Source organism: Brevundimonas sp., from assembly GCF_036963785.1.
Classification (GTDB): Bacteria; Pseudomonadota; Alphaproteobacteria; order Caulobacterales; family Caulobacteraceae; genus Brevundimonas.
This window is the reverse complement of sequence record NZ_JBALUS010000003.1, coordinates 590,310-613,556: the sequence shown is the minus strand read 5'-3', so window position 1 is coordinate 613,556 and position 23,247 is coordinate 590,310. Positions and strand designations below refer to the sequence as shown.

General features: G+C 63.7%; 23 protein-coding genes. 18 read left to right on the top strand and 5 right to left on the bottom strand.

All coding sequences use genetic code 11. The features are described from left to right. Window positions 1-311 precede the first annotated feature (311 nt). From V7672_RS09790 to V7672_RS09745, 10 genes are all read left to right on the top strand, one after another. Window positions 312-842 carry a hypothetical protein gene (locus V7672_RS09790; protein WP_335624402.1) on the top strand — a complete coding sequence of 177 codons (531 nt, stop codon included), beginning with the start codon at window positions 312-314 and terminating at the stop codon, window positions 840-842. 12 nt (window positions 843-854) lie between these two features. After that, complete coding sequence (locus V7672_RS09785) at window positions 855-1,211, top strand: endonuclease domain-containing protein (RefSeq protein WP_335624401.1); 357 nt, start codon at window positions 855-857, stop codon at window positions 1,209-1,211. A 729-nt stretch (window positions 1,212-1,940) separates the two neighbouring features. Further along, window positions 1,941-2,147, top strand: a complete 207-nt coding sequence (locus V7672_RS09780; protein WP_335624400.1) for a hypothetical protein — start codon at window positions 1,941-1,943, stop codon at window positions 2,145-2,147. A 519-nt stretch (window positions 2,148-2,666) separates the two neighbouring features. After that, on the top strand, window positions 2,667-3,293 hold the full coding sequence (locus V7672_RS09775; RefSeq protein ID WP_092307176.1) for a TetR/AcrR family transcriptional regulator: 627 nt from the start codon (window positions 2,667-2,669) through the stop codon (window positions 3,291-3,293). After that, window positions 3,290-4,273: an HlyD family secretion protein gene (locus V7672_RS09770; RefSeq protein WP_335624399.1), complete on the top strand. Its 984-nt coding sequence runs from the start codon at window positions 3,290-3,292 to the stop codon at window positions 4,271-4,273. The genes V7672_RS09775 and V7672_RS09770 overlap by 4 nt, the downstream gene beginning before the upstream one ends. Then, complete coding sequence (locus V7672_RS09765; RefSeq protein ID WP_335624398.1) at window positions 4,270-5,196, top strand: ABC transporter ATP-binding protein; 927 nt, start codon at window positions 4,270-4,272, stop codon at window positions 5,194-5,196. The genes V7672_RS09770 and V7672_RS09765 overlap by 4 nt, the downstream gene beginning before the upstream one ends. Next, window positions 5,196-6,320, top strand: coding sequence for an ABC transporter permease (locus tag V7672_RS09760; RefSeq protein ID WP_335624397.1), 1,125 nt, complete (start codon window positions 5,196-5,198; stop codon window positions 6,318-6,320). The genes V7672_RS09765 and V7672_RS09760 overlap by 1 nt, the downstream gene beginning before the upstream one ends. A gap of 416 nt (window positions 6,321-6,736) precedes the next feature. Further along, window positions 6,737-7,168 carry a MarR family transcriptional regulator gene (locus V7672_RS09755; protein WP_335624396.1) on the top strand — a complete coding sequence of 144 codons (432 nt, stop codon included), beginning with the start codon at window positions 6,737-6,739 and terminating at the stop codon, window positions 7,166-7,168. Beyond that, window positions 7,165-8,289, top strand: coding sequence for an HlyD family secretion protein (locus tag V7672_RS09750; protein WP_335624395.1), 1,125 nt, complete (start codon window positions 7,165-7,167; stop codon window positions 8,287-8,289). Before V7672_RS09755 ends, V7672_RS09750 begins: the two co-directional genes overlap by 4 nt. Then, on the top strand, window positions 8,276-9,943 hold the full coding sequence (locus V7672_RS09745; protein ID WP_335624394.1) for a DHA2 family efflux MFS transporter permease subunit: 1,668 nt from the start codon (window positions 8,276-8,278) through the stop codon (window positions 9,941-9,943). Before V7672_RS09750 ends, V7672_RS09745 begins: the two co-directional genes overlap by 14 nt. Window positions 9,944-9,948: 5 nt before the next feature. Here V7672_RS09745 and V7672_RS09740 read toward each other — a convergent pair whose 3' ends face one another. Continuing rightward, window positions 9,949-10,578, bottom strand: a complete 630-nt coding sequence (locus tag V7672_RS09740) for a TetR/AcrR family transcriptional regulator (protein ID WP_335624393.1) — start codon at window positions 10,576-10,578, stop codon at window positions 9,949-9,951. A 157-nt stretch (window positions 10,579-10,735) separates the two neighbouring features. Between V7672_RS09740 and V7672_RS09735 the strand changes: the two genes are divergently transcribed. The 3 genes from V7672_RS09735 (at window position 10,736) to V7672_RS09725 (ending at window position 13,349) form a co-directional block, all read left to right on the top strand. After that, the gene (locus V7672_RS09735) at window positions 10,736-11,938 is read left to right on the top strand and encodes a patatin-like phospholipase family protein (protein ID WP_335624392.1); all 1,203 of its coding nucleotides are present in this window, start codon (window positions 10,736-10,738) and stop codon (window positions 11,936-11,938) included. 17 nt (window positions 11,939-11,955) lie between these two features. Then, window positions 11,956-12,537 (top strand): hypothetical protein, encoded by a 582-nt coding sequence (locus V7672_RS09730; protein WP_335624391.1) that lies wholly within the window; start codon window positions 11,956-11,958, stop codon window positions 12,535-12,537. A 578-nt stretch (window positions 12,538-13,115) separates the two neighbouring features. After that, on the top strand, window positions 13,116-13,349 hold the full coding sequence (locus tag V7672_RS09725; RefSeq protein ID WP_335624390.1) for a TetR/AcrR family transcriptional regulator C-terminal domain-containing protein: 234 nt from the start codon (window positions 13,116-13,118) through the stop codon (window positions 13,347-13,349). A gap of 49 nt (window positions 13,350-13,398) precedes the next feature. On the opposite strand, the gene V7672_RS09720 is transcribed toward V7672_RS09725, so the two are convergent. Beyond that, a complete protein-coding gene (locus V7672_RS09720; protein ID WP_335624389.1) occupies window positions 13,399-13,932 on the bottom strand; it encodes a hypothetical protein in 534 nt (177 codons plus the stop codon). A 184-nt stretch (window positions 13,933-14,116) separates the two neighbouring features. Here V7672_RS09720 and V7672_RS09715 point away from each other — a divergent pair, with 184 nt between their 5' ends. Further along, window positions 14,117-14,695, top strand: a complete 579-nt coding sequence (locus tag V7672_RS09715; RefSeq protein ID WP_335624388.1) for a DUF4142 domain-containing protein — start codon at window positions 14,117-14,119, stop codon at window positions 14,693-14,695. A gap of 434 nt (window positions 14,696-15,129) precedes the next feature. On the opposite strand, the gene V7672_RS09710 is transcribed toward V7672_RS09715, so the two are convergent. After that, window positions 15,130-15,420, bottom strand: a complete 291-nt coding sequence (locus V7672_RS09710; protein WP_092307151.1) for a hypothetical protein — start codon at window positions 15,418-15,420, stop codon at window positions 15,130-15,132. Window positions 15,421-15,892: 472 nt separating this feature from the next. On the opposite strand from V7672_RS09710, the gene V7672_RS09705 reads away from it, so the two are divergent. Next, window positions 15,893-17,149, top strand: coding sequence for a hypothetical protein (locus V7672_RS09705; RefSeq protein ID WP_409732903.1), 1,257 nt, complete (start codon window positions 15,893-15,895; stop codon window positions 17,147-17,149). A 45-nt stretch (window positions 17,150-17,194) separates the two neighbouring features. On the opposite strand, the gene V7672_RS09700 is transcribed toward V7672_RS09705, so the two are convergent. Beyond that, entirely contained in the window at window positions 17,195-17,368 is a 174-nt protein-coding gene (locus V7672_RS09700; protein ID WP_335624387.1) for a hypothetical protein, read from the bottom strand. A gap of 160 nt (window positions 17,369-17,528) precedes the next feature. Between V7672_RS09700 and V7672_RS09695 the strand changes: the two genes are divergently transcribed. The 3 genes from V7672_RS09695 (at window position 17,529) to V7672_RS09685 (ending at window position 20,401) form a co-directional block, all read left to right on the top strand. Continuing rightward, window positions 17,529-18,056 (top strand): GrpB family protein, encoded by a 528-nt coding sequence (locus V7672_RS09695; protein ID WP_335624386.1) that lies wholly within the window; start codon window positions 17,529-17,531, stop codon window positions 18,054-18,056. Window positions 18,057-18,169: 113 nt separating this feature from the next. Next, the gene (locus V7672_RS09690; RefSeq protein ID WP_335624385.1) at window positions 18,170-19,336 is read left to right on the top strand and encodes an AIPR family protein; all 1,167 of its coding nucleotides are present in this window, start codon (window positions 18,170-18,172) and stop codon (window positions 19,334-19,336) included. 240 nt (window positions 19,337-19,576) lie between these two features. Further along, on the top strand, window positions 19,577-20,401 hold the full coding sequence (locus tag V7672_RS09685; protein WP_335624384.1) for a hypothetical protein: 825 nt from the start codon (window positions 19,577-19,579) through the stop codon (window positions 20,399-20,401). Window positions 20,402-20,508: 107 nt separating this feature from the next. On the opposite strand, the gene clpB is transcribed toward V7672_RS09685, so the two are convergent. Continuing rightward, a complete protein-coding gene (gene clpB / locus V7672_RS09680; protein ID WP_335624383.1) occupies window positions 20,509-23,097 on the bottom strand; it encodes an ATP-dependent chaperone ClpB in 2,589 nt (862 codons plus the stop codon). Between the last annotated feature and the right edge of the window lie 150 nt (window positions 23,098-23,247).

The window sequence follows — 23,247 nt, the reverse complement described above, 5'->3', positions numbered from 1 at the left end:
CTAGTGAGTGGTGAGTGGTGAGTGGTAAGTGGCGAGTGGCGAGTGGCGAGAAAGACCGTCTGGACCGTCTGAATAGTCTGGAAGGGGGGTCGGGGCGGGGAAATCAGACGGTGAAAAACAGGGTCTGAATAGTCTGAACCGTCTGGAATCGGAGGTGGGCGGGAATTCAGACGGTGAAAAAGACCGTCTGAATGGTCTGAATGGTCTGGATGGTCTGGATGGTCTGAATTGGTCCGGGGTCTGTGGCGGGGACGGGGAGTCTACCACGCTCCAGAGGCGTGCTGATAAGATGGGGGGACAGGGAGAGCGAGATGGGCGGGCGACAGGCGGAAGAAGAGGCGAACGGCGTACTGACGCGAACAGGCGCGGCTGACGGCCGCCTGATGCTGCGGCTTCGACCCCATACATTGCCGGTCGATTCTGACGGGCCATGCGTGACAGTCATCACCTTCGAAAGCCCGGCGTTCGAAGAGCGCGATCTGGCGCCGTTTGTGGGCCAGGAGGTTCAGATCCTTGCTCGTGGCACACGCGCGGAGCTGTTCGAGCTGTTCGATCCCGGTCCTCCACTCGTCTTGCAGGCCGCGTCAATCGACATCCGGCAAGAGGGGCCTGACCGTCGCGACCTGATCGAACGGATCACCGCCCTGTCCGGCGAGATCGATCATCTGCAAAACGCCTTGAACGAGGCGCGCAAGGATATCGAAAATGGTCGCAGGCACGTCACGGAGCTGTTGAGACGCGCCCGGATCAAGTCCACAGCGTCGGAGGAACACGCGGTTCGGCAAGCCGCCGCCGTGGACGCCCTGCAGCAGGTGCTCCGGCACCTTGACGACCGGAACTGAGGGAGGGGGCCGATGACCGTCGGCCGGCTGACACCGCGTGCACAGTCGTTGCGCCAGCGCGGCGGCATGGCGGAGGCGCGAATCTGGGCACGGCTGCGGGGTGGGGCCATTGATGGATGGAAGGTCCGGCGCCAGCATCCGGTCGGGCCCTATGTGGTCGACTTTGCCTGTATGCCGCTGCGACTGGTCATCGAGATCGACGGCGGGGTGCACGGACGCGATGACGTCGTCCTGAGGGATCACATCCGCCAGCAGGCCATCGAGGCGCTGGGCTGGACCGTGGTGCGGTTCACCAATGATCAGGCACTGGCCGAACCGGAGCGCATCGACGCGGCGATCCGGGAGCAGGCGAAGGCGCTGGGGCTTTAGCGCCCCCCCACTGAGCCTTCTCCCGATGGGAGAAGGTGGCCGCGAAGCGGTCGGATGAGGGTCGGCGGTGTCTTTCGGCGTGAGCCGTCGTAGCGCCGGTGCCACGGCTCACGCCGACGGCCACCCTCGACCCTCACCCTTTCGCGCAAGGCCGCCCGCTTCGCGCGCGGGCGCTCAAGCCCTCTCCCATCGGGAGAGGGAGGGCACTGACACAGTTTGAATTTAGCCGTTGAAGGGGTGTGCCACCCCGAGACACGACCTCCAGACCAACGCTGGAGATGTCCCAATGCGGCACAGAACTGATTTCGTCTCGATCCCCTTCGCCAACCTGGCTGTCCGCCGCCGCTGTGTGGACGGCTCCGTCCAGTTCGTCGGCGCCATCGATGGCCGCGACTGTGTTCACTCTCCCACTTTCGAAGGTGCGGTCCAGTCTTTGCTGCGTCGTGCCTGTCACGCCGCTGTCCAATAGGTCAAAGTTATAGTAAAGACTACAGCGGAAGGAACGTTTTTCGGCTTAGGTCCGAGTCCATCTGTCCGGATATAGTGTAACGGACGCTATCAATAATTAGGCTGGGCTCCACGTTAACGATGTGGGAACGCTGCACGCGAAATGCGGACTCATGACGGCGTTTTTGGACTCGATCTGCGCAAGACGAGTCTATCGAGTAGTTGGATTTGGTCGTTCGGCACTATTTTGGTAAGAGTCGCCTTAGGCGCAGGAGGCAGTTGATGAACAAGGCAGAACGCGCCGCTCTCCTTCAGGAACTGAAACGCACCACCGGCCAGATCAACCCGGACGGCAGCCCGTTCATCGACGACGGGGAAATCACCGATCCGAAGGTGTTGTCCCGGTTCTCCCAACCCTCTCGCGAGAAGATCAAGGCGCTCGCCGAGCGTATGGGGCGCAAGCCGCCGACTGACCGGGTCAAGAACTAACCCGGCCTGACAGCGAGGCGCGCGTCACATGACGTATCTCCCGCTGGGCCACGGTCTTCGCCAGCACTTCCTCGGCCCGCAGGTCAAGCCGGGCGGACAGGAACCGTTCGTTGGGACCCTATCGCTGCACGGAGGAGAAGTAGCCGCCGTGATCAGGATCAAACGCCCGGATGGGCGCCGGACCGCCGGACCGCCGGACCATTCCGGAGGATCAAGACGGCAGCTTGATTCCCTGGCGACTCAATCCGGCCCCGGGGCGGCGTTCGCGATGGCAACGTCCAGGCCCTGAGAGATCGTGCCAAAGCAAGGGCGCGACTTCGTCGAACGTCGTTCGTTACCAACGCGAGGACGGGTGGCCGCTCCGGTCGATGCTCGCGAGACGGCAGATCAATCGGGACGGCTACGGCCTGAGATCAGTCCGGACCGGCCCGAGGCGCTAAGGGCCAGACGCCACGGCCCCTTGCTCAAGGATTGCGGGCACGCTAATAACCGACTGATCAGTTATTAGGACGACCCTCGATGTTGCCTCCTGGTGAACCCAAATGGCGCCGCCGCGCGGCTGACCGGCCCAAAGAGATCATCGCGGCCGCGCTTGAGGTCTTTTCCGAGCACGGCTTCACCCGAGCCCGGCTGGACGACATCGCCAGGGCGGCCGGGGTCTCGAAAGGCGCGCTATACCTGTATTTCGAAACGAAACAGGATCTGTTCAAGGCCGTGGTGCAGGACGCCATCGAACCGAGACTGTTGAAGATTCGAACCGGCGCCGGGACCGAAATCCCCTTCGACGAAGCCGCGCGGCTGGGCGTCGGCGTTCTCGTCTCCGCGATCCAGTCGAATCCCCGCATCGGCGGAGTGTTGAAGCTGATTGTCGCGGAAAGCCGGAACCTGCCCGAACTGGCCCTGATCTGGCATCAAACGGTGATAACGCCGCTGCTTTCTCTGATCTCAGACATCATCCGTCGCGGTCAACGGTCCGGCGAAGTCCGGTCCGGCGACCCCGAATTGTTCGCAATGGGCCTGCTGGGTCCGTTGGTGCTGGGGCTGCTGTGGCGGGAAACCTTCGAACCAATCGGGGCCGATCCATTGCCGCTTGAGACGCTCGCATCCCAGCACCTGGACACGGTCCTCAAGGGAATGAAGGCATGAGGCGCCGGCTCATCTACAGGATCGCCGCCGTTGTCGGTGTCGTCGCGACGGGGGCCGCGGTCTGGTCGTTTCTACAGACCGACCAGACGAACCGGCCCCTTTCCGGCTACGTCGAGGGCGAGTCGGTCTATCTCGCGGCGCCCGCCTCCGGCGCCCTTGAAACCCTATATGTCCGGGAGGGCGACCGCGTCCAGGCCGGCGCGGTGACCTTCCAGATCGACCCCGGCGTGCAGGAGGCCCAGGAGCGCGGCGCGGCCGCGTCCGTCGAGGCCGCCCGAGCCCGTGCGGACGATCTTCGCACGGGACAGAGGGCGCAGGAACTCGAGGTGTTCGACACCGAACTCGCCGCCGCCCAGGCGCAGCTCCGCGAAGCCGAAGCCAGCTATGCGCGGATCGAACCCCTGGTGCGCCGGGGCATCTACGCGCCGGCCAGGCTCGACCAGGAGCGGGCGAACCGGGACACGGCAAGGGCGCAGGTCGAGGCCGTCCGCCGTAGGCGAGAGGTGGCCACGCTTGGGGCGCGGGAAGACGCGCTGCGCGCCGCCGAACAGCAGATCCGCCAGGCCGAGGGCGGATTGAACGAAGCCGAGGTTCGCCTGCGCACCCTTTCTCCCCGGGCGCCGGTGGAAGCTCGTGTCGAAGAAATATTCTTCCGCCAGGGCGAATTCGTCCCCGCCAATCAACCCGTCCTCGCGCTGCTGCCCGACGCAGAGGTCAAGTTGCGGTTCTTCGTGCCGGAGCGCGAGTTGATCCACTATCGACCCGGGGGCGTGGTCAGGTTCAGCTGTGACGGCTGCGGTGCGCCGCGCAAGGCCCGGATCACCTGGATCAGCCCGCGACCGGAGTTCACTCCGCCTATCCTCTACAGCCAGGGCAGCCGGGATCGGCTGGTCTTCATGATCGAGGCGGCGCCGGAAAATCCCCGCTCGCTCCAGCCGGGTTTGCCGGTGGATGTCGAGCGGTTGCGGGGTTCAAGATGATCGTTGCAAGTCCGGTTATCGATGTGCGGGGCCTTAATAAGTCGTTCGGAGCCCTACACGCGGTGCACGACTTTGGCATCACCGTCGAGCGGGGACGAATATGCGGATTTCTCGGTCCGAACGGGGCCGGGAAGACGACCACGCTTCGTCTCCTGTGCGGTCTGCTGACTCCAGATAGCGGCGAGGGCGAGGTTCTTGGCTACAACGTCATGAGCCAGTCCGAGCTGATCAAACGTCGGGTCGGTTACATGACGCAGAAGTTCTCGCTTTATGACGACCTGTCCATCGAGCAGAACCTGATCTTCACCAGCCGGGTTCACGAACTGGACCGCCGGGCCGCCCGGGTCGAAGCCGCTCTTGAACGTCTGGGGCTGGTCAAGCGGCGTCGACAGTTGGCAGGCACGCTCTCCGGCGGCTGGAAGCAACGCCTGGCGCTGGCCGCCGCGACGCTGCATGAACCCGAGTTGCTCCTGCTCGACGAGCCAACCGCCGGCGTCGATCCCGAAGCTCGGCGGACCTTCTGGGACGAGATTCATGCGCTGTCCGACGAGGGCATGACCGTTCTGGTGTCCACGCATTACATGGACGAGGCGGAACGGTGTCACGAAATCGCCTATATCGCGGGCGGTCGAACGCTTGCCCGCGGTACGGCCGACCAGGTCATCGATGAGTCCGGCCTGACCACATTCCTGGCGGAAGGTCCGAACGTCGGTCGGCTCATTCCACGCCTCCGGAACCACGCCGGCGTCGAAATGGCGACGGTGTTCGGAACGACCCTGCACGTCTCCGGACGAGATCGCGCCGCACTGGAAAAGGCGATTGCACCCCTCAGCCAAGCGCCGATCGTCTGGACGGAAACCCGGCCGACCCTGGAGGACGTGTTCATCCAGTTGACGGCCGACCTTCAGCGAGAGGCGGACTGATGCTCTCCGCGACCCGCATCTGGGCCGTGATGGCCAAGGAATTCATCCAGCTCACGCGCGATCACCTCGCCTACGCCATGATCCTCATCATGCCGATCCTCCAGCTGGTGCTGTTCGGCTATGCGATCAACGACGATCCCCGGAATCTGCCGACCGCCGTCTATGTGCAGGACCACGGAAGCTTTTCGCGCTCGTTTCTGAGCGCCCTTACGAACAGCGGCTATTTTCGCATAACGCAGTCGGCGAACAGTCAGGCCGAGCTGGACCGGGCGCTGGCCCGCGGAGAGGTGCAGTTCGCCGTGGTGATCCCCCAGGATTTCACGCGTCGGGTTGTCCGCGGGGAAAATCCCACGATCCTGATCGAAGCCGACGCCGCGGATCCTTCGGCGACCGGCGGGGCCCTGGCCGCGCTCGCGGGCCTACCGGGTCAAGCGCTGGCTCGCGATCTGACCGGCCCGCTGGTCCGGTCAACACAGGGCGCCCCGTTCGAAGTCATCGTTCACAGGCGCTATAATCCGGAGGGGATAACGGCCTTCAATATCGTTCCCGGCCTTCTCGGGGTCATCCTGTCGATGACCCTGGTCATGATGACGTCGCTGGCCATGGCGCGCGAGCGGGAGCGAGGAACGCTGGAAAGCCTGCTGGCGACGCCCGTGCGGCCGCTCGAAGTCATGATCGGCAAGCTGGCCCCCTATGTCGGGGTGGGCGTTGTCCAGGTGACGCTCTTCCTGGTGATGGCGCGGCTCCTGTTCGACGTCCCCATGGTCGGCGGCTGGGACGCCCTTGTGGTCGGCGTCATGCTCTTCATCGTGGGATCGCTGGCCCTCGGCTTCTTCCTGTCCACCCTCGCCCAGACCCAGATGCAGGCCATGCAGATGTCCATCTTCTACATCCTGCCGTCCATGCTGCTCTCCGGCTTCCTGTTCCCCTTCCGCGGCATGCCGGACTGGGCCCAGGCCCTGGGCTCATTGATCCCGGTCACCCATTTCCTGAGGATCGTCCGCGGCGCCCTGCTGAAGGGCGTCGGTCTGGCGGACGCCTGGCCAAGCGTAATTGCGCTGGCCGCCTTCGTCGTCGTCGTCACGGCCCTCGCGATCGTGCGCTACCGGACCACGCTCGACTGATATCGCGTCAAGCACCCCATTTGGCCGCCTAAGCGGCGATGCTTCTCGAGTCCGCGGCCTCTGACGACCACCAGCGATGCATCGCCCCAAGCGCGGCCCGGCATTCATTCAGGCCCGATTGGGTCAAGGCGTATCCGGATTTTGACCGTGTGCGGATGGCGCCAGGATCGAGCGCCGTGCGCAACTCAGAAACATAAACATAAACGCTACGGCGGCTGAGCCCAAAACAGCTGGCGCTGACGATCTCGCCCTGGGCTCGCCAGAGCATGGAAAGCACCCGCGCGCGGCCTGCGGACACACCAAACCACTGCACGAATGCAAGGTCTTCGGCGACCAGGACATCGTTCGCAGCGGGCCTAAAATGCATGTCGACAATATGATTTGCCTGCTATTTATTTGCAACCTATATGGCGGGAATGACCACCACCGACATCCCGCTCGGCCGCGCGATCGGCTTGGCAAGCCGCAAATGGCGTCTGCGTCTGGACGAGCGCCTCAGGCACCTCGACCTGACGCAGGCGCGTTGGCATGTGCTGCTTGAACTCAAAAAAGCGGACAGGATGTTGAGCCAGAAAGATCTGGCGGCGCGCATCGGCATCGAGCCTCCCACGCTCGTCCGTCAGCTGGACGACCTGGAACGCCGCGGACTTGTTCGCCGCGAGGCGATCGAAGGAGACCGAAGGGCCAACGCTGTCTATCTGACAGAGGCCGCCGGGCCCGTTCTGGATGCGATTCTGGAGATCGCCGAACAGGTCCGGCGCGAGATCACCGGGGGATTGTCCAGGGACGACCTGGCCACCGCCACCCGGGTCATTGCGCACATCAACGAAAGACTAGACGACAAATGAGCGACGCTCCCTCGCCTGCCCCCTCCGCCCCGAAGGAAAAGTCCAAACCAGGGCGGCGCAGGCTGATCATCCTCGTCGGCGTGGTCGTGGCCGTCGTCGCACTCGTTTTCGGCTGGATTCACCTGCGGGCGGGAAGTGTGTCGACCAACGACGCGCGCATTGGCGCTCACGTCGTCGCCGTCAGCAGCGAGGTCTCGGGACGGGTGGTTGATCTTCAGGTCCGCGCGGGTCAACGGGTCCGCGCCGGGCAACTCTTGGCGCGGATTGATCCCGCGGACTCCCGACTGGCCCTCGAACGGATCGACGCGGAGATCGCGCGGATCGAGGCCCAGCAGAGCCAGCTCCGGGCGCAACAGGCGGCGGTAGTGCGGCGGGTCGGAGAGCAGATGGGCGTGTCGGCGGCCGGAGTCTCAGCGGCCCAGGCGGATGCCCTGGCCCGCCAGGCGGAGGTCGCGGCGGCGCGCAGCGCCTTCGAGCGGTCCAGGACCCTGTTCGAGCGGGGCTTGGTGGCCCAAAGCCGTTTCGACGAAGATCAGGCCCGGCTTCGCGCGGCCGAGCAAAACGCGGCGCGGGCCGAGGCGCAGATCGCCGGGTCGCGCGCCCAGGTCGGCGTCACCCGCGAAGGCTCCAGCGAGGTCGAGGTGCTGGAGGCGCAGATCGCCGCCCTCGAGGCCCAAAAGGAGGGACTACGGGCTCAACGCGGCCAGCAGAACCTGGATCTCGGTCGTCGTGAGATCCGCGCCGCGTTCGACGGGATCGTCGATCAGACCTTCGTCGATCCGGGCGAGTTCGTCGCCGCAGGCACGCGGCTGCTGATGTATCACAATCCTTCCCAGGTCTGGATCGACGCAAACGTCAAGGAGACCGATGTCCGCAAGATTTCCATCGGCGCGCCCGCCCGGATCAAGATCGACGCCTACCCGGGCGAAGTCTTCGAAGCCCGGGTGTCGTACGTGGGAGGGGCCGCGACCAGTCAGTTCGCCCTGTTGCCCAACCCGAATCCCAGCGGGAATTTCACCAAGGTCACGCAGCGCATCCCGGTCCGTCTCGAGATCGTCCAGCAGCAAGGCCGGCTAAGGCCCGGCATGATGGTCGAGGCGACGATCGATGTCGTCGACTGACGCCTTTTTCGCCCGCTTCGGCCCCGGGTATCGCTGGCTGGCCACTCTGACGGCGATGGTCGCCGCCGTCGCGGTCGTGCTGTCTTCGACGATCGTCAATGTCGCGATTCCCGCCATCATGGGCCAGTTCGGCATCGACTCGGTCCAGGCCCAATGGCTCTCGACGGGCTTTCTCGCCGCCATGACGGTGACGATGCTGATGACGGCGTGGTGCGAACGCGCCTTCGGTCAGCGGATGACGATGATCGGGGCGCTGGCGCTGTTCCTGTTCGGATCGGTTGTCGGCGGCATCGCGCCCGATCAGACGGTTCTGGTGATCTCCCGCATTCTCCAGGGCCTGGCCGCCGGCCTCGTCCAACCGTTGGCCATGGTGGTGATGTTCCAGGTCTTCTCGCCGCAGCAGCGAGGAGCGGCGATGGGCATTTTCGGCATCGGCGTGGTGCTGGCGCCGGCCCTCGGTCCCTGGGTGGGCGGGGTGCTGATGGACAATTTCGATTGGCGCTTCCTCTTCTATCTGGGGATCCCGTTCGGGGTCGTCGGCATCGTCCTCGCCAACCTGTTCCTGCCGTCCCGGAACCCGGACCTCGAGCGGCAAAGGCTCGACTGGCCGGCGATCCTGTATCTCTCCGTGTTCCTGCTGTCGGTGCTTCAGGCGATTTCGAGCGGCCAGCGGCTGGGGTGGGATTCCAACATCGTGATCGGCGAGATTGCTCTGGCGCTCGCAGCCGGTGGAGCCTTCCTCTGGCACGAACACCGAACCCCTCATCCGATGCTTGATCTGCGACTGTTCTCCAACGGGCCGTTCGCCGCAGCCTGTGTCGTCAGTTTCGTCCTGGGGGCGGGCCTGTTCGGCTCAACCTATCTGCTGCCCATTTTTGTTCAGCAAATTCAGAATCTTACGCCAACGCAGGCCGGACTTCTTCTCATGCCGGCGGGGTTCGCCCTCGTTTTCGTCTTCCCCCTTGCCGGAAAACTCAGCGACATGGCGCCCCCGGGCGTGCTGATCGGTCTCGGCATGGCCATTTTCGCCTATGCCTCCTGGCTCCTCTCGCATGTCAGCGTCGACACCGCCTTCTGGACGTTGGCCTGGTGGACGGTGATCAGCCGGGTCGGCATGGGGTTCGTCTTTCCGTCGCTCAGCGCTGGTTCGCTGACCGTCTTGCCGCCGCAGCTTCTGAGCCAGGGGTCAGGCGCGATGAATTTCACCCGACAGCTCGGCGGCGCCCTGGGCACCGGCCTGCTTGCGGTCATAGTGGAACGGCGCACCGCCTTCCATGGCGATCTCATCGCCGCAACCCAGACGCCGGACAACGTCGCCACCTCGGCCTATGTTCAGGGCACCGGCCGGGTGATCGGCGAACTCGGCGTCAGCGGGCTGGACCAGGCCGCCGCCTCCGGTTGGCTGCTGGGCCAGACGGTCGTCTATCAGGCCGCGGCCGCCGCCTATCGCGACGGTTTTCTGATCACGGCGGTCGTCTTCGCGGGGGCCCTCCTGCCCACCTACATTCTCCACCGCGCCCTGCAGACGAACCGAAAGCCTTCCGCGGCGGCGCCGACGGCGCTGGAGGCCGAAGGGGACATCGAAGCCGGATTCGCGCTCGAACCGGTTCTGCCGGACGATACAGGGCCGCAGCGGAAGAGGGGCGCCGCCTGACGGTTTCAATCGGCCTTGGCAATCGCTCCGCCCCGAACCTCCACGAGGAGGCGCACGACGGCGGTGAACCGTGGACCCCGCGCCCTGATCTGCTCGAGCGCGAGTTGGGGCTGCAGGGCGTTGAGCCGCGTCGCGAAGCCGATCATTACGTCGAGCACGGCGAACGAGATGTCCTCCGCAAGCTCCGCCGACAGGCCAGGGGCCCTCTGCGCCAAAAGCACCGAGAAGACCCCTATGCTTTGCCGGACGGCCGCGAAAACGGTATCGCGAACGGGTTGGAAGGTCTCATCTTCCGTGAGCAGAAACCCCATCAGGGCGCGCCCTTCCGACGCGACCATGATTCCGAGGCACCGACCGACGAACTCTTCCAACCAGTCCTCCGCCCCGGGACCCGTATTGGTCAAGGTTTCCCGAACATGCGAACGCCAGCGTTCCAGCGCCGCCCGGATCGCGGCCTCAATGAGCTGGTCCTTGGAGCTATACCGTTGATAGATCGTGCGCTTGCTCATGCGCGCCTGTCGGGCGACCGCCTCGATGGTGGTCCGTGAGTATCCGCGTTCTACGAAAATCCGCCATGTCGCCGCCAGCAGGTCCGGCTCGATAAGCTCAGCCGCCTCGGGCGTGGGACGTCCCACCTTCCGATCACGATCGAGTGCGGCCTGGGACGTGGGTGGGACGGGGCGAGTCATCCTCATACCTTAAGGAACTCAAGCCCGTTGAGCGAGTTTCCGAGGGTAACGGTACGGCGCATTACCCGCGACTGGAGAACGATGTATGAAGCAGAAACGATGTATGAAGCAGATCCGGATCGCCCTGATCGCACCCAGCCTTCTGATCCTCAGCGCGTGCGCGACCGTCGACCGTGCTCCCGAAATGGCGCTTCACGAGCTGGAGCGCGGCCTGGTCGCAACGCAGGACCCGAGGATTTTGCCTAACGATCAAGCCCGCCTGGACCGCATCGCCGAGGATTTCCACAGACGGCTCACTCGCGGCGATCAGCGGCGCTCCATCCTCGCCCTCTCGGGGGGTGGCGCAAACGGGGCCTACGGCGCTGGCATGCTGGTCGGTTGGAGCCAGCGCGGCGACCGGCCCGAGTTCGACATCGTTACGGGCGTGAGTACGGGCGCGCTCGCCGCACCCTACGCCTTCCTCGGTTCGGACTGGGACGACGAACTCGCCGCAGCCTATACCCAAGGCCATACAGCGGGATTGTTGAGCTGGCGAAGCTTCGCCGCATTTCTGTCCCCCGGCCTGTTCAGTCCCCGAACGCTGGAAGCGCTCGTTGAAGAGCACGTCACGCCGGCGCTGCTGACGGAAATCGCGCAAGCGAATCGGGAGGGACGCAGGCTTCTCGTCGCCACGACCAACCTGGATTCAGGCGAGACAGTGATCTGGGACATGGGGCTTTTGGCCGAAGCCGGGGACGAGAACGCGCTTCGCCTTTTCCGTCAGGTTCTGCTCGCCTCGGCCAGCATTCCGGGCGTCTTCCCTCCGGTCCTGATTGCTGGGGTGACCGAATCGGGGACGGTGCAGCAGGAGCTGCACGTTGACGGCGGGGTGAACACGCCCTTCCTCGGCGTTCCGGAAGGCATGATCCTCAGCGGCGAAACGCTGCCCGGCTGGCGTGGCAGCGAACTCTTCATCATCGTCAACGGAAAGCTGGGGCTGAGTCCGCGTCAGACCCGCGGGAGTCTGCCGTCTGTCTTCGCCCGCTCCTACCAGAGCATGACCCAGTCGCTCCTGCGAACCAGCCTTGCGGCGCAAGGCGCGTTCGCACGCCGCAACGGCATGCGCATCAGCGTAGCCGCCATCCCGCAGGAGGTTGAGGCATCCGCCCTCGATTTTGATCAGGACGCCATGAAAGCCCTCTTCGAAGAGGGGCGCCGCCGGGCCGTGAGCGGCAATGGCTGGGTCCCCCTGGATGCCGAAGTGGTTGAGCCGCCCTCCCCGCAGGACGCTGAACCGGCCGCCGAACCGGCTCCCGACGCCCTGTAGCCCAACGGAACATGATTATGCAGACGAGAAAAGATTCCCGACGGGTCCCGTCGGCGGCGGCGATCGGCTGCCTGGCCGCCTTGGGCTTTGCAGGCGAGGTCCGGTCGCAGGAAGCCACCCGCGAAATCCGGGTCGCCGTCATGCAGCACGATGTTCTTCACCAGGGGTCAGATGATCGGGAAGGCGGAGCCAACCTTGAGATGGCGCTGCTGAGCCGTCCCATCACCGCCCTCGATGCGGTCGGGCGGCCCCGGGCCTACATAAGCGGATCGCTGAACAGCGACGGCGACACGAATTTCGCTTCCGTGGGGCTTTCCTGGCGCCGCGCCGTCTCGGACCGGGTCAGCGGCGAGTTTCAGTTCGGTTACGCCGTTCATGACGGGGTGCTGGATACGGACGATCCGGTGGAGGCGCGGTCCCGGCTTCTGCTGGGCTCACGAGATCTCTTTCGCACCGCCCTGGGTCTCGACTGGGAAGTCTCAAGGGACGTCAGCATCGGGGTGCAGTGGGTGCATCTGTCCCATGGCCAGGTCTTGGGAGATGGACGCAACCAGGGGATCGACACCGGCGGCCTGGTGATGACCTACCGCTTTCGCTGACCGAGGGGGATGGCTGCCCGGGTTCTTCAACTCCGCCGTGGCGACTCCGGACGTTCAAGACGTTGGCCCGCCTGAGTTGACGAAGGCCGAAGAGGGGCTTCAACTCGGCGCCTCGGTCGTCCTCACCTTGGCGCGCGAGCGCAGTCTCGGAACGCCCTGGACCTTCGGGAGGCCAGTTGATCGGCGGAGGCCGCACGTTGAGTCGACAATGCGGAGCGATCGACCGGGACAAGCAGAACGCCATTCTTGAGGCGGCGATCGATCTCGCGGGCAGCGCAAACCCATCCCCGGCCGCGATCGCCCCGGGCGCGGGTATCACGCCAGACCGTTTACGACCCGTTCGGCGGCGCGCAGGGCGTGCGGCGTGCGGTTCTCAACTGGTGCGAGGCGGCGCTCCGGGAACCGTTTGAAAACTTTCCCGCCCAATCGGACACCCGAACCGCCTTGGCCGCCTATGCGGAATCCGCCTTGAGGCACATGGGCGCCGCCCGGTACCACCGCGCGATCCGAGCCGTGGGCCGGGTCCTGCCCGACGACAAGGCCTTGGCGAATGCGATCTGCGCTGAAATCTCGGAAGCGTGCAGTCCAGCCTCAGAGACTTCCTCGAGCGGGAGATGAGAGCAGGACGCCTGATGGGCGCGGATCCGGACGAGGCCGCCGCTGAGTTTCGCGCCATGACGGTGACGCGGACCCAATTGCGCATGCTCGCCGGCTTGTTCGACGCCACCGAGATCAGCGACGCCTCAAAGGACGCCCGCACCGCCGCTGACCGATTTCTACAGCTGTATGGGTGCGGGCGGGTGGAAGCATAGTCCCTCTTCACGGGGGCCGGTCTAACGACCGTTGGGTGGAAAACCAGCCTTAGCGCAGGGGGCGAACGCCCAGCGGCGCGGCCGGCGGGCGGCAGTTTCTTTGCAGGCCGACGCCCTTGAGGAACGATCGGCGCACCAACCCCGCCTGAATTGATTGCTGAACCCGGCGGCTGTGCTGTTCCGCGCCGGACAGACGGCGGACCCAGCTGCGCATGGGAATGAAATCCGTCACCGTGTCTCGAACGACGTCGAGGGCCGCGCCCGCCGCAACGTCGTCCATCCGCTCACCGCTCATGCGCTGCGGATCGTCGAGATCGGGCCCCAGCGCTTCGTCCAGGCGTGAGACCTCCGCCGATATCTGGCTGCATCGGCTGAGGCCTGCGAGCCCGTAGGGATGCGCGGCCGCCTCTGTCAAAACGGCGGGAATCTCGTCGCGCCGGACGTTCAGATCTTCCAGCGGTGTCGCGGCCGCGTCGCCCACGCCCTCGCTGAACGTCTGCGCTCCTCGGTCGATGGACATGCCGCCGTTGCATGCGGCCAGCGGGCCGACGAGCAGGATGATAGCTATGGATTTTCGCAACATGATGATCCTGAAACAGCCGCATGAAGCGGGGGGAAGCGCAGCGCGGCGAACGACCGCGCTGCGCCGGGGGGAAGTACACCCAGACAAGGGCATTGACGAAACTCACTAGGGTACCCGAGCGTTCCATCTCGGGTCTTCGTCCTGAAGGCGCTTTGTGGTGGGCTAATCTGTGCGGAAAATTACGATGCTGATGGCTTGCGCTATGGTGAGCGTCGGGGCCTGCGAGCAGGAAAAAGGGGCTCCGGAACCGATCGACGCGGTTCCCCTGGAGTCGCCAACGGCGGCCGCCGCTGCTGACCCGGTGATCAGGGACGTTCATGCGCCCGAGGGATATCTTGTCGCAGCCTGCTATGACGACCTCTATGTCCTCGCGGCGGCAAAGGCGATCAAGGCCCGATCCCTGGACCCGGAGATCAGGGCTCTGGCCACCCGTCTGGAGACAAGACACATCCAGTTGCTGGCGATTCAGTCAACCTTTCTCGCGGATCTCGGCGGGGCAGCGGCGCCCTCGCACCTGTCGGCCCGACATGCCGCCTATGTCGCCGATCTCGAAGCCGCCGCTCCGCTGGAGCGTGATCGACTCTGGTTGACGCAGCAAATCACCGTGCTGCTCGACTCCTCTCTGCTGCACACCACTTTCTCGCTTCACGCCGACGATCCACGTCTGAAGTCTCATGCCCAGGCAGCCAGCCTCTCGGCCCAAAACCATCTAGACGAAGTCCGCCGCCTCGGGGGTGACAAGCTGCGGCCCCTGGGCGCCTGAAAAACTCGATGAGCGGGGTGGAAGGGGTGCGGGCGCACGCGTCCGAACGTCTCCACCTGACGGTGTCGGAGGCTGAGGGGGCCAGGGTAGCAGAATTTCCGAGGGCGGCGTCACCGTGTCGACGGCGACCCGCGGGGAGGGTGTGAGGCGTTTCATCCGGCTGCTTCTTCGTCAGAATGAAGTGCAGGTAGTGAGGGGTCTCCTTGACGTTCATGGGATGAGAGCCTCTGCGCCAATGATCGTGCAATTATAAGACGCGACCTGGCTTGATCCCCTGAACCCCATCCGGAGTTCACGGAACCTCCTTGAGCCTTCGGATGGGATTTGTCGAACAGCGTTTGTCGAACGTTCCCGACTTGTGTTCCGCTAGGTCCATCTTCTTCCCGCGGGCCGAAGCCAAGGCCGCCAGCGTCCGGTAGCCATGATTTCGTCTTCTAAGGCGGTGGCTTGGTGAAAAGCTTGGCGATCATGGGTTCATAGACGTGCCGCTGGCCGCCACAACAGTCGGCGACTAGGAACAAGAGCAGGTTCTGCACATGAGCCATGTTGGCTCGGTAGAGAATCTCACGGCTGATCCGGTCGCTTGTTATCAGGTGCGCTTTCTTGAGGACCGACAAATGCGACGACAGGCTGCTCGCCGGCAGCTTGGCGTTCGGCGTCGAACTGTTCAGTTTCTCCAGCATTGCGGTCGGCTTCATCCCGCCGGGCTCCGCGTCGATCAGCATTTTAAAGACCTCCAGCCTGGGCTCGTGACCCAGTGCCGAAAGAGACTCTACCGCAATCCTCGTTTCCATATTTTGAACCTAGTCGAATAGTCGTATTGGTCAAGCCCCCCCCAATTGTCGCCATCGGTTGGGTGGGTTAAAGATCAGTTCGAGCAACTTTCCGTAGTTGCTGGTTTGTTCATGTGGCGGATTGTCGCTATCTCAACAAATATGATGTCACGATGGTTGACACCACTGAGGTCTATACGTCGCGATTATTGACACATCCTGTCAAGAATCTTGACACTGGAGGACCTAAGCCTCGAAGTCCTAATTATTTTCCGTAGGTTATCCGAACGAAGCCTAAGGACGACTTTAATCGATGCACACGGAAATAACAGCGTTGCCCCAAAGCAACATATTACGAGATTTCTCGTTTTCTCGTATCGACAAGCGTTGACCTGCTTTTGGCTCCTGACGCATACGCTTGTCGATGGTCAACCAACTCAGCACCAGCAAGAGGTCCGCGATCCTCCGGGATATGATGGAACGCCAAGGCATCAACGCGCTGGCGCGGACCAAAGACGGTAACACGGGGCAGTCTGGCCGCCCGAGCCAGGTGACGGTCCTGAAGCTGCTTGCTGACGCGGGCGATACCGCCATCGACTTCCTCGACCAGAAGATGCGTGATCTCCCTGTCAGGTATGTCGAGGCCGACGAGATGTTCGCCTTTGTCGGCATCCGGGGCCTGACCCTGTTGAAGAACCAGATGCGCGCACCCAAGGGGCAGGGCGTCTTCTGGATTTGGATGGCTATCGATCCCGTCAGCAAGCTGATCGTCGCCTGGCATGTCGGCGGTCGAGGTAACGCGGACGCAAAGATTTTCATCGCCGACCTGAAGGCGCGGTGCGCTGGCCGCATCCAATTGACGACCGACTCGCACCGCGCCTACTTCGAGGCGGTCGGGTCGGAGTTCGGCGACGACATCGATTATGCGACGGTGAAAAAGCAGGACGACAACGAGCAGCAACTGGTCGTTGAGGAATACACCGGCGTGAAAATGCCTTACCGGCCGAAGAAGCGTCCCAAGCGTGAAATGCACCCGCCCGTCGTTCGCAGCGGCACCCCGGATGAGGACTGGATCACAACCAATCACATCGAAAGCTTCTTCCAGAAGCTGCGCCAGAACCTTGGGCGGTTCGCGCGCAAGTCGGCGCTCCACTCGAAAACGCTGATCAATCTCAAGCGGGCGCTCGCGCTCTACATCTATCACTACAACTTCCAGCGCATCCACATGACGATCAAGACGACGCCGGCGATGGAGGCCGGCATCGATGACGACCGCTGGACCTGGGAGAACTTCATGGACCTCGTCGATGAAAGGGCGGCGGCTCAGAAGGCAGCCCGGCGTGCCGGTCAGTTGGAGGCCGCCCGCCACGTTGATGACGAGAACATCATCCGCCTGAAAGCCCCCCGCGACGAGCAGGCGGGCGAATACACCGTCATGGTCAGCCTGCACCAGAAATACGCCAAGATTCACCTGACCGCCTGCGTGCATCTGCGCGACACCCCTGGCCGGCAGAGCAAGAGGGGCGACTCTCACAAATTCCAGTGCGAAACCTTCGACGCCGCTCAGAACCTCGCCTACGACTTCATGCCCGACGACGTGGATGTCTGCAAAATCTGCCTTGGCGCGTATCACCGCCTCGACACTGGACGCGGCAAGGGCGGCAGCAACCTGAAGCACTAGAGGCGGCAGACGAACGGCGCGTCGTCACCGACGCGCCGTTTATGGTCAGCCCCACTCCGACAGCAGCATCGCCATGACCTTGGACGGGTCTTCTGCGATGGCGACCTCGACACCATCGACGAGGCCGATGAAGCGGTCGTTCGCGACATCGGGATCGACGACGATCGTGATGGTGCGCTCGCCCTTATGAACGACGATCTTGTAGTCTTGGCCTGTCATTGCCGTGCTCCGAAGACAGAGGCGGTGTTGCCTCCGTCATGTCGGGCGCAAGCTTCTTGCTACGGCTGGCCCAGCGGCGGAGGGGCCTGAATTTCAAACTGTGTCAGTGCCAGAGGGAGTGACGACTTGACCCCTCCCTCCCCCGTCGGGAACATGGCGCATGCCCAGACCCGTTGTGCTTGTTCCCCATGATCCCGCGTGGGCCGCGCGGGCGGAAGCGCTGATCGCGGAGATCCACGCAGCCGTGCCGGGGGTGTTCCGGGCGGTGCATCACATGGGCTCGACGGCTATTCCGGGGCTTGCCGCCAAGCCGGTGATCGATCTGCTGGCCGAGGTCGAGGCTCTGGAGGCGCTGGGGGGCGCGCGCAGGGCGCTGGCCGGGCTGGGCTGGCGCTGGCGGGGCGAGAACGGGCTGGCGGGGCGACGCTATTTCACCCGCGACGATCCGGAGACCGGCACCCGCGCCGCCCACCTGCATGTCTATGTGACAGGAGACCCGGCCATCGCCTGGCATCTGGCCTTCCGCGACCGCCTGCGTGCCGAGCCCGCCACGGCGGACGCCTATGCGCAGGAAAAGGCCCGCTGCGCCGCCCTCCACCCCGACGACAGCGCGGCCTATGCGGCGTGCAAACAGGCCTGGACGGACGGGGTGGCGGCGGAGGCGGTGCGGGGGTGGAAGGGGGCGTGAGGGCACCTTGACAGTATGCCTGCTCGCGTTCACGCTGAAGTCGTTGACTCGCTGCGGTCGTCCAGGTGGGCGCGCCAATAAATCGGCGGTCATCGGAAACGATGGAGACTATCATGAGCTACTCGACAACTGTCGATGAGTACCTGTTCCGCTATTCAACCTGCCGGAACATTAGCGCCCCCGAAGATGAGAAGCAGGAACGCCGGGTCTACTCCGGTCATGCCCCTGCGTCCTCAGTCCTTGCTCTTGAGGACGATGAAAACGTCCGCGAGTATCTCGTCGACGCGAAGGGCAAGCAAAAACGCAGCCCGACTCTCGTTCACCAAGCCATACGCAAGACCCTTGCCGACCAAACCGACCAGTTTAGCATTCTGAACGGTGGCATGGTCATTGTCGCCCGTGCCGCTGTGGTCGACGACAAAGAACGAACCATGCGTCTGACGCGCCCGAGCATCATCAACGGATCTCAGACCCAAGGGGAACTGCGCCGCTATTTCGAGCGACATGACGGTGATCCGGGGTTTGTGCCGAGCATCCGCTTTGAGGTGATTGTCACCGATGACGACAATCTCATCGCGGAAATCTCGATTGCCCGGAACTTCCAGAATGACGTGAAGGCCATCTCGATCGCGGGCCGTCGCGGTCAACTCGACGAGCTGGAAGCAGCGATGCGGCGCAGCATTCCCGCTGCTCGGCTCCGGAAAACGGAAACCGACCTCACTGCCGACGGCGAGTTCCTCGATACCGAGAAGATCATTCAGGTTATATTCGCTCTTATGCCCGAACATCTCCTGCGCAAGCTGGATTTTGCAGAGCCTGCGAACAAAGTTTTCACGTACAGCCAGAAGACGCGCTGCTTGAAGCTGTATCAGCGGATCGTCGAAGAGGATGACCTTTCAGACATCTACGAATACTGCCTCGATATCGCGCCGGTCGCTTTCAGCCTCTACCAGCGCTGGAAAACCCACGCAGGCTTCAGAGGAACACGCATCCGTTCAATCGAACGAGAAGACGGCAAGATTGTCGACGTGCCAGACGGCGTCATCTTCCCCATCCTAGCAGCCCACTCCGCGTTCGTTCGTCAAGGCGAGGGCGATACCTGGGTTATCCAGGTTCCGGTCGCATTCTCCGACAGCGAACTTATCGAAGCGGCAAAGCAGGCGTACATCGAAATCGCGGATCACAACCCTTGGAATATGGGTAAGAGCCGTGCCTGCTATTCAACGCTGGTTCGTATTACTGGCATTTACGCAAAGCTCAGCGAGGCGCTGCCGAGCTAAAAACGGGTGGCCCCGGGTCGTATTGGCCCGGGCGTCCCCATAGCCAAGGTGCCGTTGAGGGCGAGGATTTTGGTTTTTTCCCAAGGGCCACGGCTTGACCCGCGCAAGAAAAGTCATTCAAGATAGAGCCGGATGATAGTGTAATGGAAACACGCCCTTCGGGGAGTCTAGTCGGGTTCGATTCCCGGCCATCAGAATGAATAGTTTGGCTCTTCATTCTGATGGCCGGGGATAGGGTGGATGGCAGAGTCTAAAGAGTCTCTCTACAAAGCTCACGTGAAGAACCTCAGGTCGGTTCGTCTCGGCATCGACCACTCATACCGATACCTTAAGCGATCACTAGCAAGCGAAGACTCTTCTGCTGCCTCTGCCTTGCTGCGAGTGTACATGCTTCTTGCCGGTGCGTGGGCTGAGGCTCGCCTCAGGAAATTGATCTACGAACCTTCTGGCTTCACAATTGCTGAAATTGATGACATTTTAGATCACGGAAACCAGTTGGACCGTTGGAAGCGGGCCGTTGAACTAGGTTTTTCCAAGAGATATTCGTCTACCTTTCCTTTGACTTCACAAAAAATAGGCCGAACTGCATTTTATAGATTAACCGACATCATTTCTATAATCAATTCAGACTTAAAGCCGCTTATCGAAATGCGCAATAAACTTGCTCACGGCCAGTGGGAGAGGCCGCTAACAAATAACGAAAAAGGATTTAGTACTGAATATACTAGATCGCTTGTTTCAGAAAACGCCCTATCCGCACACTACAAGCTTGCGATTATTGAACATATATCCATTGTCGTTCACGAGCTTGTCGCTGGCGGACCAGCTTTCGAGCGAGATTTCGATTACAATTTTGGCCGGCTAGAAACCGCGCGACATCAGCTAGCCAATCACTCCTACCCGTTATGGCAGGCCCATCTTGTCTCAAAGGCCAAGAAGGGACTGCGACTTCGAGAGCAAGCATGGACACATCGGAGTGTGTCGTCTGTAGGCAGACCTTCGGCAGCACACTCGACAACCCCCAGGTCGATCACTTCGGTCTTAACGAGCCTTTTAAGACGCTAGTCCACACATACTTGGCGTCAACCGCTGGGAAACAGCCTCCTTATGCAGCCGCGCCTTGCCTCCCGGATCGGGCTCTCGACCGTCCGGGATGACAAGAGGGCCAGGTCCTAGTGCACCCGCGCCTTCCCGATCTCCAGCCCGTCCGCCCCGGCTGACACGGCGATCACGCTCCCGTCCTCGATCTCGCCGGCCAGCAGTTTGCGGGCGATGGGGTCGACCAGGTCCTTCTGGATGACGCGTTTGAGGGGGCGGGCGCCGTAGACGGGGTCGTAGCCCTTGTCGGCGAGCCAGGCGGCGGCGGTGTCGTCGAGGGCGAGGGTGAGCCTGCGGTCGGCCAGCAGTTTTTCGAAGCGCTGCAGCTGGATGCGGACGATGCCGCCCATCTGGGCGCGGCCGAGGCGCTGGAACAGGACGATTTCGTCGATGCGGTTGACGAACTCGGGCCGGAAGTGGGCGCGGACGGCCTCCATCACCATGGGGCGGACGGCATCCACCGTGTCGCCCTCGCCCTGATGCGCGAGGGCGTCGGAGCCGAGGTTGGAGGTCATGATGATCAGGGTGTTCTTGAAATCGATGGTGCGGCCCTGGCTGTCGGTCAGGCGGCCGTCGTCGAGCACCTGGAGCAGGACGTTGAAGACGTCGGGGTGGGCCTTTTCCACCTCATCGAACAGGACGACCTGATAGGGGCGCCTACGCACCGCCTCGGTCAGGGCCCCGCCCTCGTCATAGCCGACATAGCCGGGAGGGGCGCCGATCAGGCGGCTGACGGCGTGTTTTTCCATATATTCCGACATGTCGATGCGGGTGATGGCGGCCTCGTCATCGAACAGGAATTCGGCCAGCGCCTTGGTCAGCTCGGTCTTGCCGACGCCGGTGGGGCCGAGGAACAGGAAGGAGCCGAGCGGGCGGTTGGGGTCGTTGAGACCCGCGCGGGCCCGGCGGACGGCATCGGAGACGGCGGCCAGAGCCTCGTCCTGACCGACCACGCGGCGGGACAGGGCGTCTTCCATGCTGAGCAGTTTTTCGCGTTCGCCCTCGAGCATCTTGTCGACGGGCACGCCGGTCCAGCGGGAGACGACGGCGGCGATCTGTTCGGCGTCGACCACCTCGGGCGTCAGCGGGCCGGCCTTGTCGGCCTCATTGGCCTCGGCCTCTTCCAGCTGGCGCTCGATCTGGGGGATCTGGCCATAGGCGATTTCGGAGGCGCGGCCGAGGTCGCCGTTCCTCTGGGCGGTGACCAGTTCGGCGCGCAGGCGGTCCAGCGTCTCGCGCAGCTGGGCGCCCTGGCCGACCTTGTCCTTTTCGGCCTTCCAGCGGGCGGTGAGATCGTCGGACTCGGTCTGGAGCTCGTCGATTTCGGTCTCCAGCTTCTCCAGCCGGGTCCTGGAGCCGGTGTCGGTTTCCTTCTTCAGGGCCTCGCGCTCGATCTTGAGCTGGACCAGCCGGCGGTCGATCTCGTCCAGCGCCTCGGGCTTGGAGTCGACTGCCATGCGCACGCGCGACGCGGCCTCGTCGATCAGGTCGATGGCCTTGTCCGGCAGGAAGCGGTCGGTGATGTAGCGGTTCGACAGGGTCGCGGCCGCGACGATGGCGCTGTCGGAAATGCGCACGCCGTGGTGGACCTCATACTTCTCCTTGAGGCCGCGCAGGATGGAGACGGTGTCCTCCACCGTCGGCTCCTCGACAAAGACAGGCTGGAAGCGGCGGGCGAGGGCCGCGTCCTTTTCCACGTGCTTGCGGTACTCATCGAGCGTGGTGGCGCCGACGCAGTGCAGCTCGCCGCGCGCAAGGGCGGGCTTCAGCAGATTGGAGGCGTCCATGGCGCCGTCGCCCTTGCCCGCGCCGACCAGGGTGTGCATTTCGTCGATGAACAGGACGATCTGGCCCTCGGCGGCGGCGACCTCGTTCAGCACGGCCTTGAGACGCTCCTCGAACTCGCCGCGGTATTTGGCGCCGGCGATCAGGCTGCCCATGTCCAGCGCCAGGACCTTCTTGTCCTTGAGCGATTCCGGCACATCGCCGTTGACGATGCGCAGGGCGAGGCCCTCGACGATGGCGGTCTTGCCGACGCCGGGCTCGCCGATCAGGACGGGGTTGTTCTTGGTGCGGCGGGCGAGGACCTGGATGGTGCGGCGGATCTCCTCGTCGCGGCCGATGACCGGGTCGACCTTGCCGTCGCGGGCGGCCTGGGTCAGGTCGCGGGCGTAGCGTTTCAGGGCGTCATAGGCGTCTTCGGCGCCGGCGCTGTCGGCCGTCTGGCCCTTGCGCAGTTCGGTGATGGCGGCCTCGAGCTTGTCCGGGGTGACGCCGACCGAGCCGAGCACGGTCGCGGCCACGCCGCCGTCCTTCGCAATCGCCGACAGCAGGCGCTCGGTCGTGACGAACTGGTCGCCGGCCTTCTTGGCCGAGGCCTCGGCGGTGGCGAAGACGCGGGCGGTGTCGCCGTCCAGATACAGCTGGCCCGAGCCCCCCGAGACCTGGGCGCGCTTCGACAGGGCGGTTTCCACGGCGCGCTCGGCCTTGGCGGCATCGCCACCGGCGGCCGTGATCAGATTGCGGGCGAGGCCGTCGCGTTCCTCCAGCAGCACCTTGAGCAGGTGTTCGGGCGCGAACTGCTGGTGCCGGCGGGCCAGCGCCAGCGACTGGGCGGCCTGGACGGCGGATTTGGCGCGGTCGGAATAGAGGTCGAGATTCATCGGTGGTCATCCCCTGGGTCAGGCAGATCCGGCCCGGTGCCCTTGTAGCAAGCGACACGCCAACCGGCTGGACCGGACATGGGTGTGGCCGATCCGCAACGCAAGAGGAGGATGGCAGGCGGACACAGGCAAGCTATGCAGGGGGCCGGA

Excerpts from the sequence above, each read along its gene's own strand:
- clpB (WP_335624383.1), bottom strand. The coding sequence starts at position 23,097 with ATGAATCTCGACCTCTATTCCGACCGCGCCAAATCCGCCGTCCAGGCC.
- V7672_RS09755 (WP_335624396.1), top strand. The coding sequence starts at position 6,737 with ATGACCACCACCGACATCCCGCTCGGCCGCGCGATCGGCTTGGCAAGC.
- V7672_RS09790 (WP_335624402.1), top strand. The coding sequence starts at position 312 with ATGGGCGGGCGACAGGCGGAAGAAGAGGCGAACGGCGTACTGACGCGA.
- V7672_RS09710 (WP_092307151.1), bottom strand. The coding sequence starts at position 15,420 with ATGCTGATCGACGCGGAGCCCGGCGGGATGAAGCCGACCGCAATGCTG.
- V7672_RS09695 (WP_335624386.1), top strand. The coding sequence starts at position 17,529 with ATGCCCAGACCCGTTGTGCTTGTTCCCCATGATCCCGCGTGGGCCGCG.
- V7672_RS09765 (WP_335624398.1), top strand. The coding sequence starts at position 4,270 with ATGATCGTTGCAAGTCCGGTTATCGATGTGCGGGGCCTTAATAAGTCG.
- V7672_RS09750 (WP_335624395.1), top strand. The coding sequence starts at position 7,165 with ATGAGCGACGCTCCCTCGCCTGCCCCCTCCGCCCCGAAGGAAAAGTCC.
- V7672_RS09705 (WP_409732903.1), top strand. The coding sequence starts at position 15,893 with ATGGTCAACCAACTCAGCACCAGCAAGAGGTCCGCGATCCTCCGGGAT.
- V7672_RS09715 (WP_335624388.1), top strand. The coding sequence starts at position 14,117 with ATGCTGATGGCTTGCGCTATGGTGAGCGTCGGGGCCTGCGAGCAGGAA.
- V7672_RS09685 (WP_335624384.1), top strand. The coding sequence starts at position 19,577 with ATGGCAGAGTCTAAAGAGTCTCTCTACAAAGCTCACGTGAAGAACCTC.
- V7672_RS09690 (WP_335624385.1), top strand. The coding sequence starts at position 18,170 with ATGAGCTACTCGACAACTGTCGATGAGTACCTGTTCCGCTATTCAACC.
- V7672_RS09770 (WP_335624399.1), top strand. The coding sequence starts at position 3,290 with ATGAGGCGCCGGCTCATCTACAGGATCGCCGCCGTTGTCGGTGTCGTC.
- V7672_RS09745 (WP_335624394.1), top strand. The coding sequence starts at position 8,276 with ATGTCGTCGACTGACGCCTTTTTCGCCCGCTTCGGCCCCGGGTATCGC.
- V7672_RS09735 (WP_335624392.1), top strand. The coding sequence starts at position 10,736 with ATGAAGCAGATCCGGATCGCCCTGATCGCACCCAGCCTTCTGATCCTC.
- V7672_RS09700 (WP_335624387.1), bottom strand. The coding sequence starts at position 17,368 with ATGACAGGCCAAGACTACAAGATCGTCGTTCATAAGGGCGAGCGCACC.
- V7672_RS09780 (WP_335624400.1), top strand. The coding sequence starts at position 1,941 with ATGAACAAGGCAGAACGCGCCGCTCTCCTTCAGGAACTGAAACGCACC.
- V7672_RS09760 (WP_335624397.1), top strand. The coding sequence starts at position 5,196 with ATGCTCTCCGCGACCCGCATCTGGGCCGTGATGGCCAAGGAATTCATC.
- V7672_RS09785 (WP_335624401.1), top strand. The coding sequence starts at position 855 with ATGACCGTCGGCCGGCTGACACCGCGTGCACAGTCGTTGCGCCAGCGC.
- V7672_RS09730 (WP_335624391.1), top strand. The coding sequence starts at position 11,956 with ATGCAGACGAGAAAAGATTCCCGACGGGTCCCGTCGGCGGCGGCGATC.
- V7672_RS09775 (WP_092307176.1), top strand. The coding sequence starts at position 2,667 with ATGTTGCCTCCTGGTGAACCCAAATGGCGCCGCCGCGCGGCTGACCGG.
- V7672_RS09720 (WP_335624389.1), bottom strand. The coding sequence starts at position 13,932 with ATGTTGCGAAAATCCATAGCTATCATCCTGCTCGTCGGCCCGCTGGCC.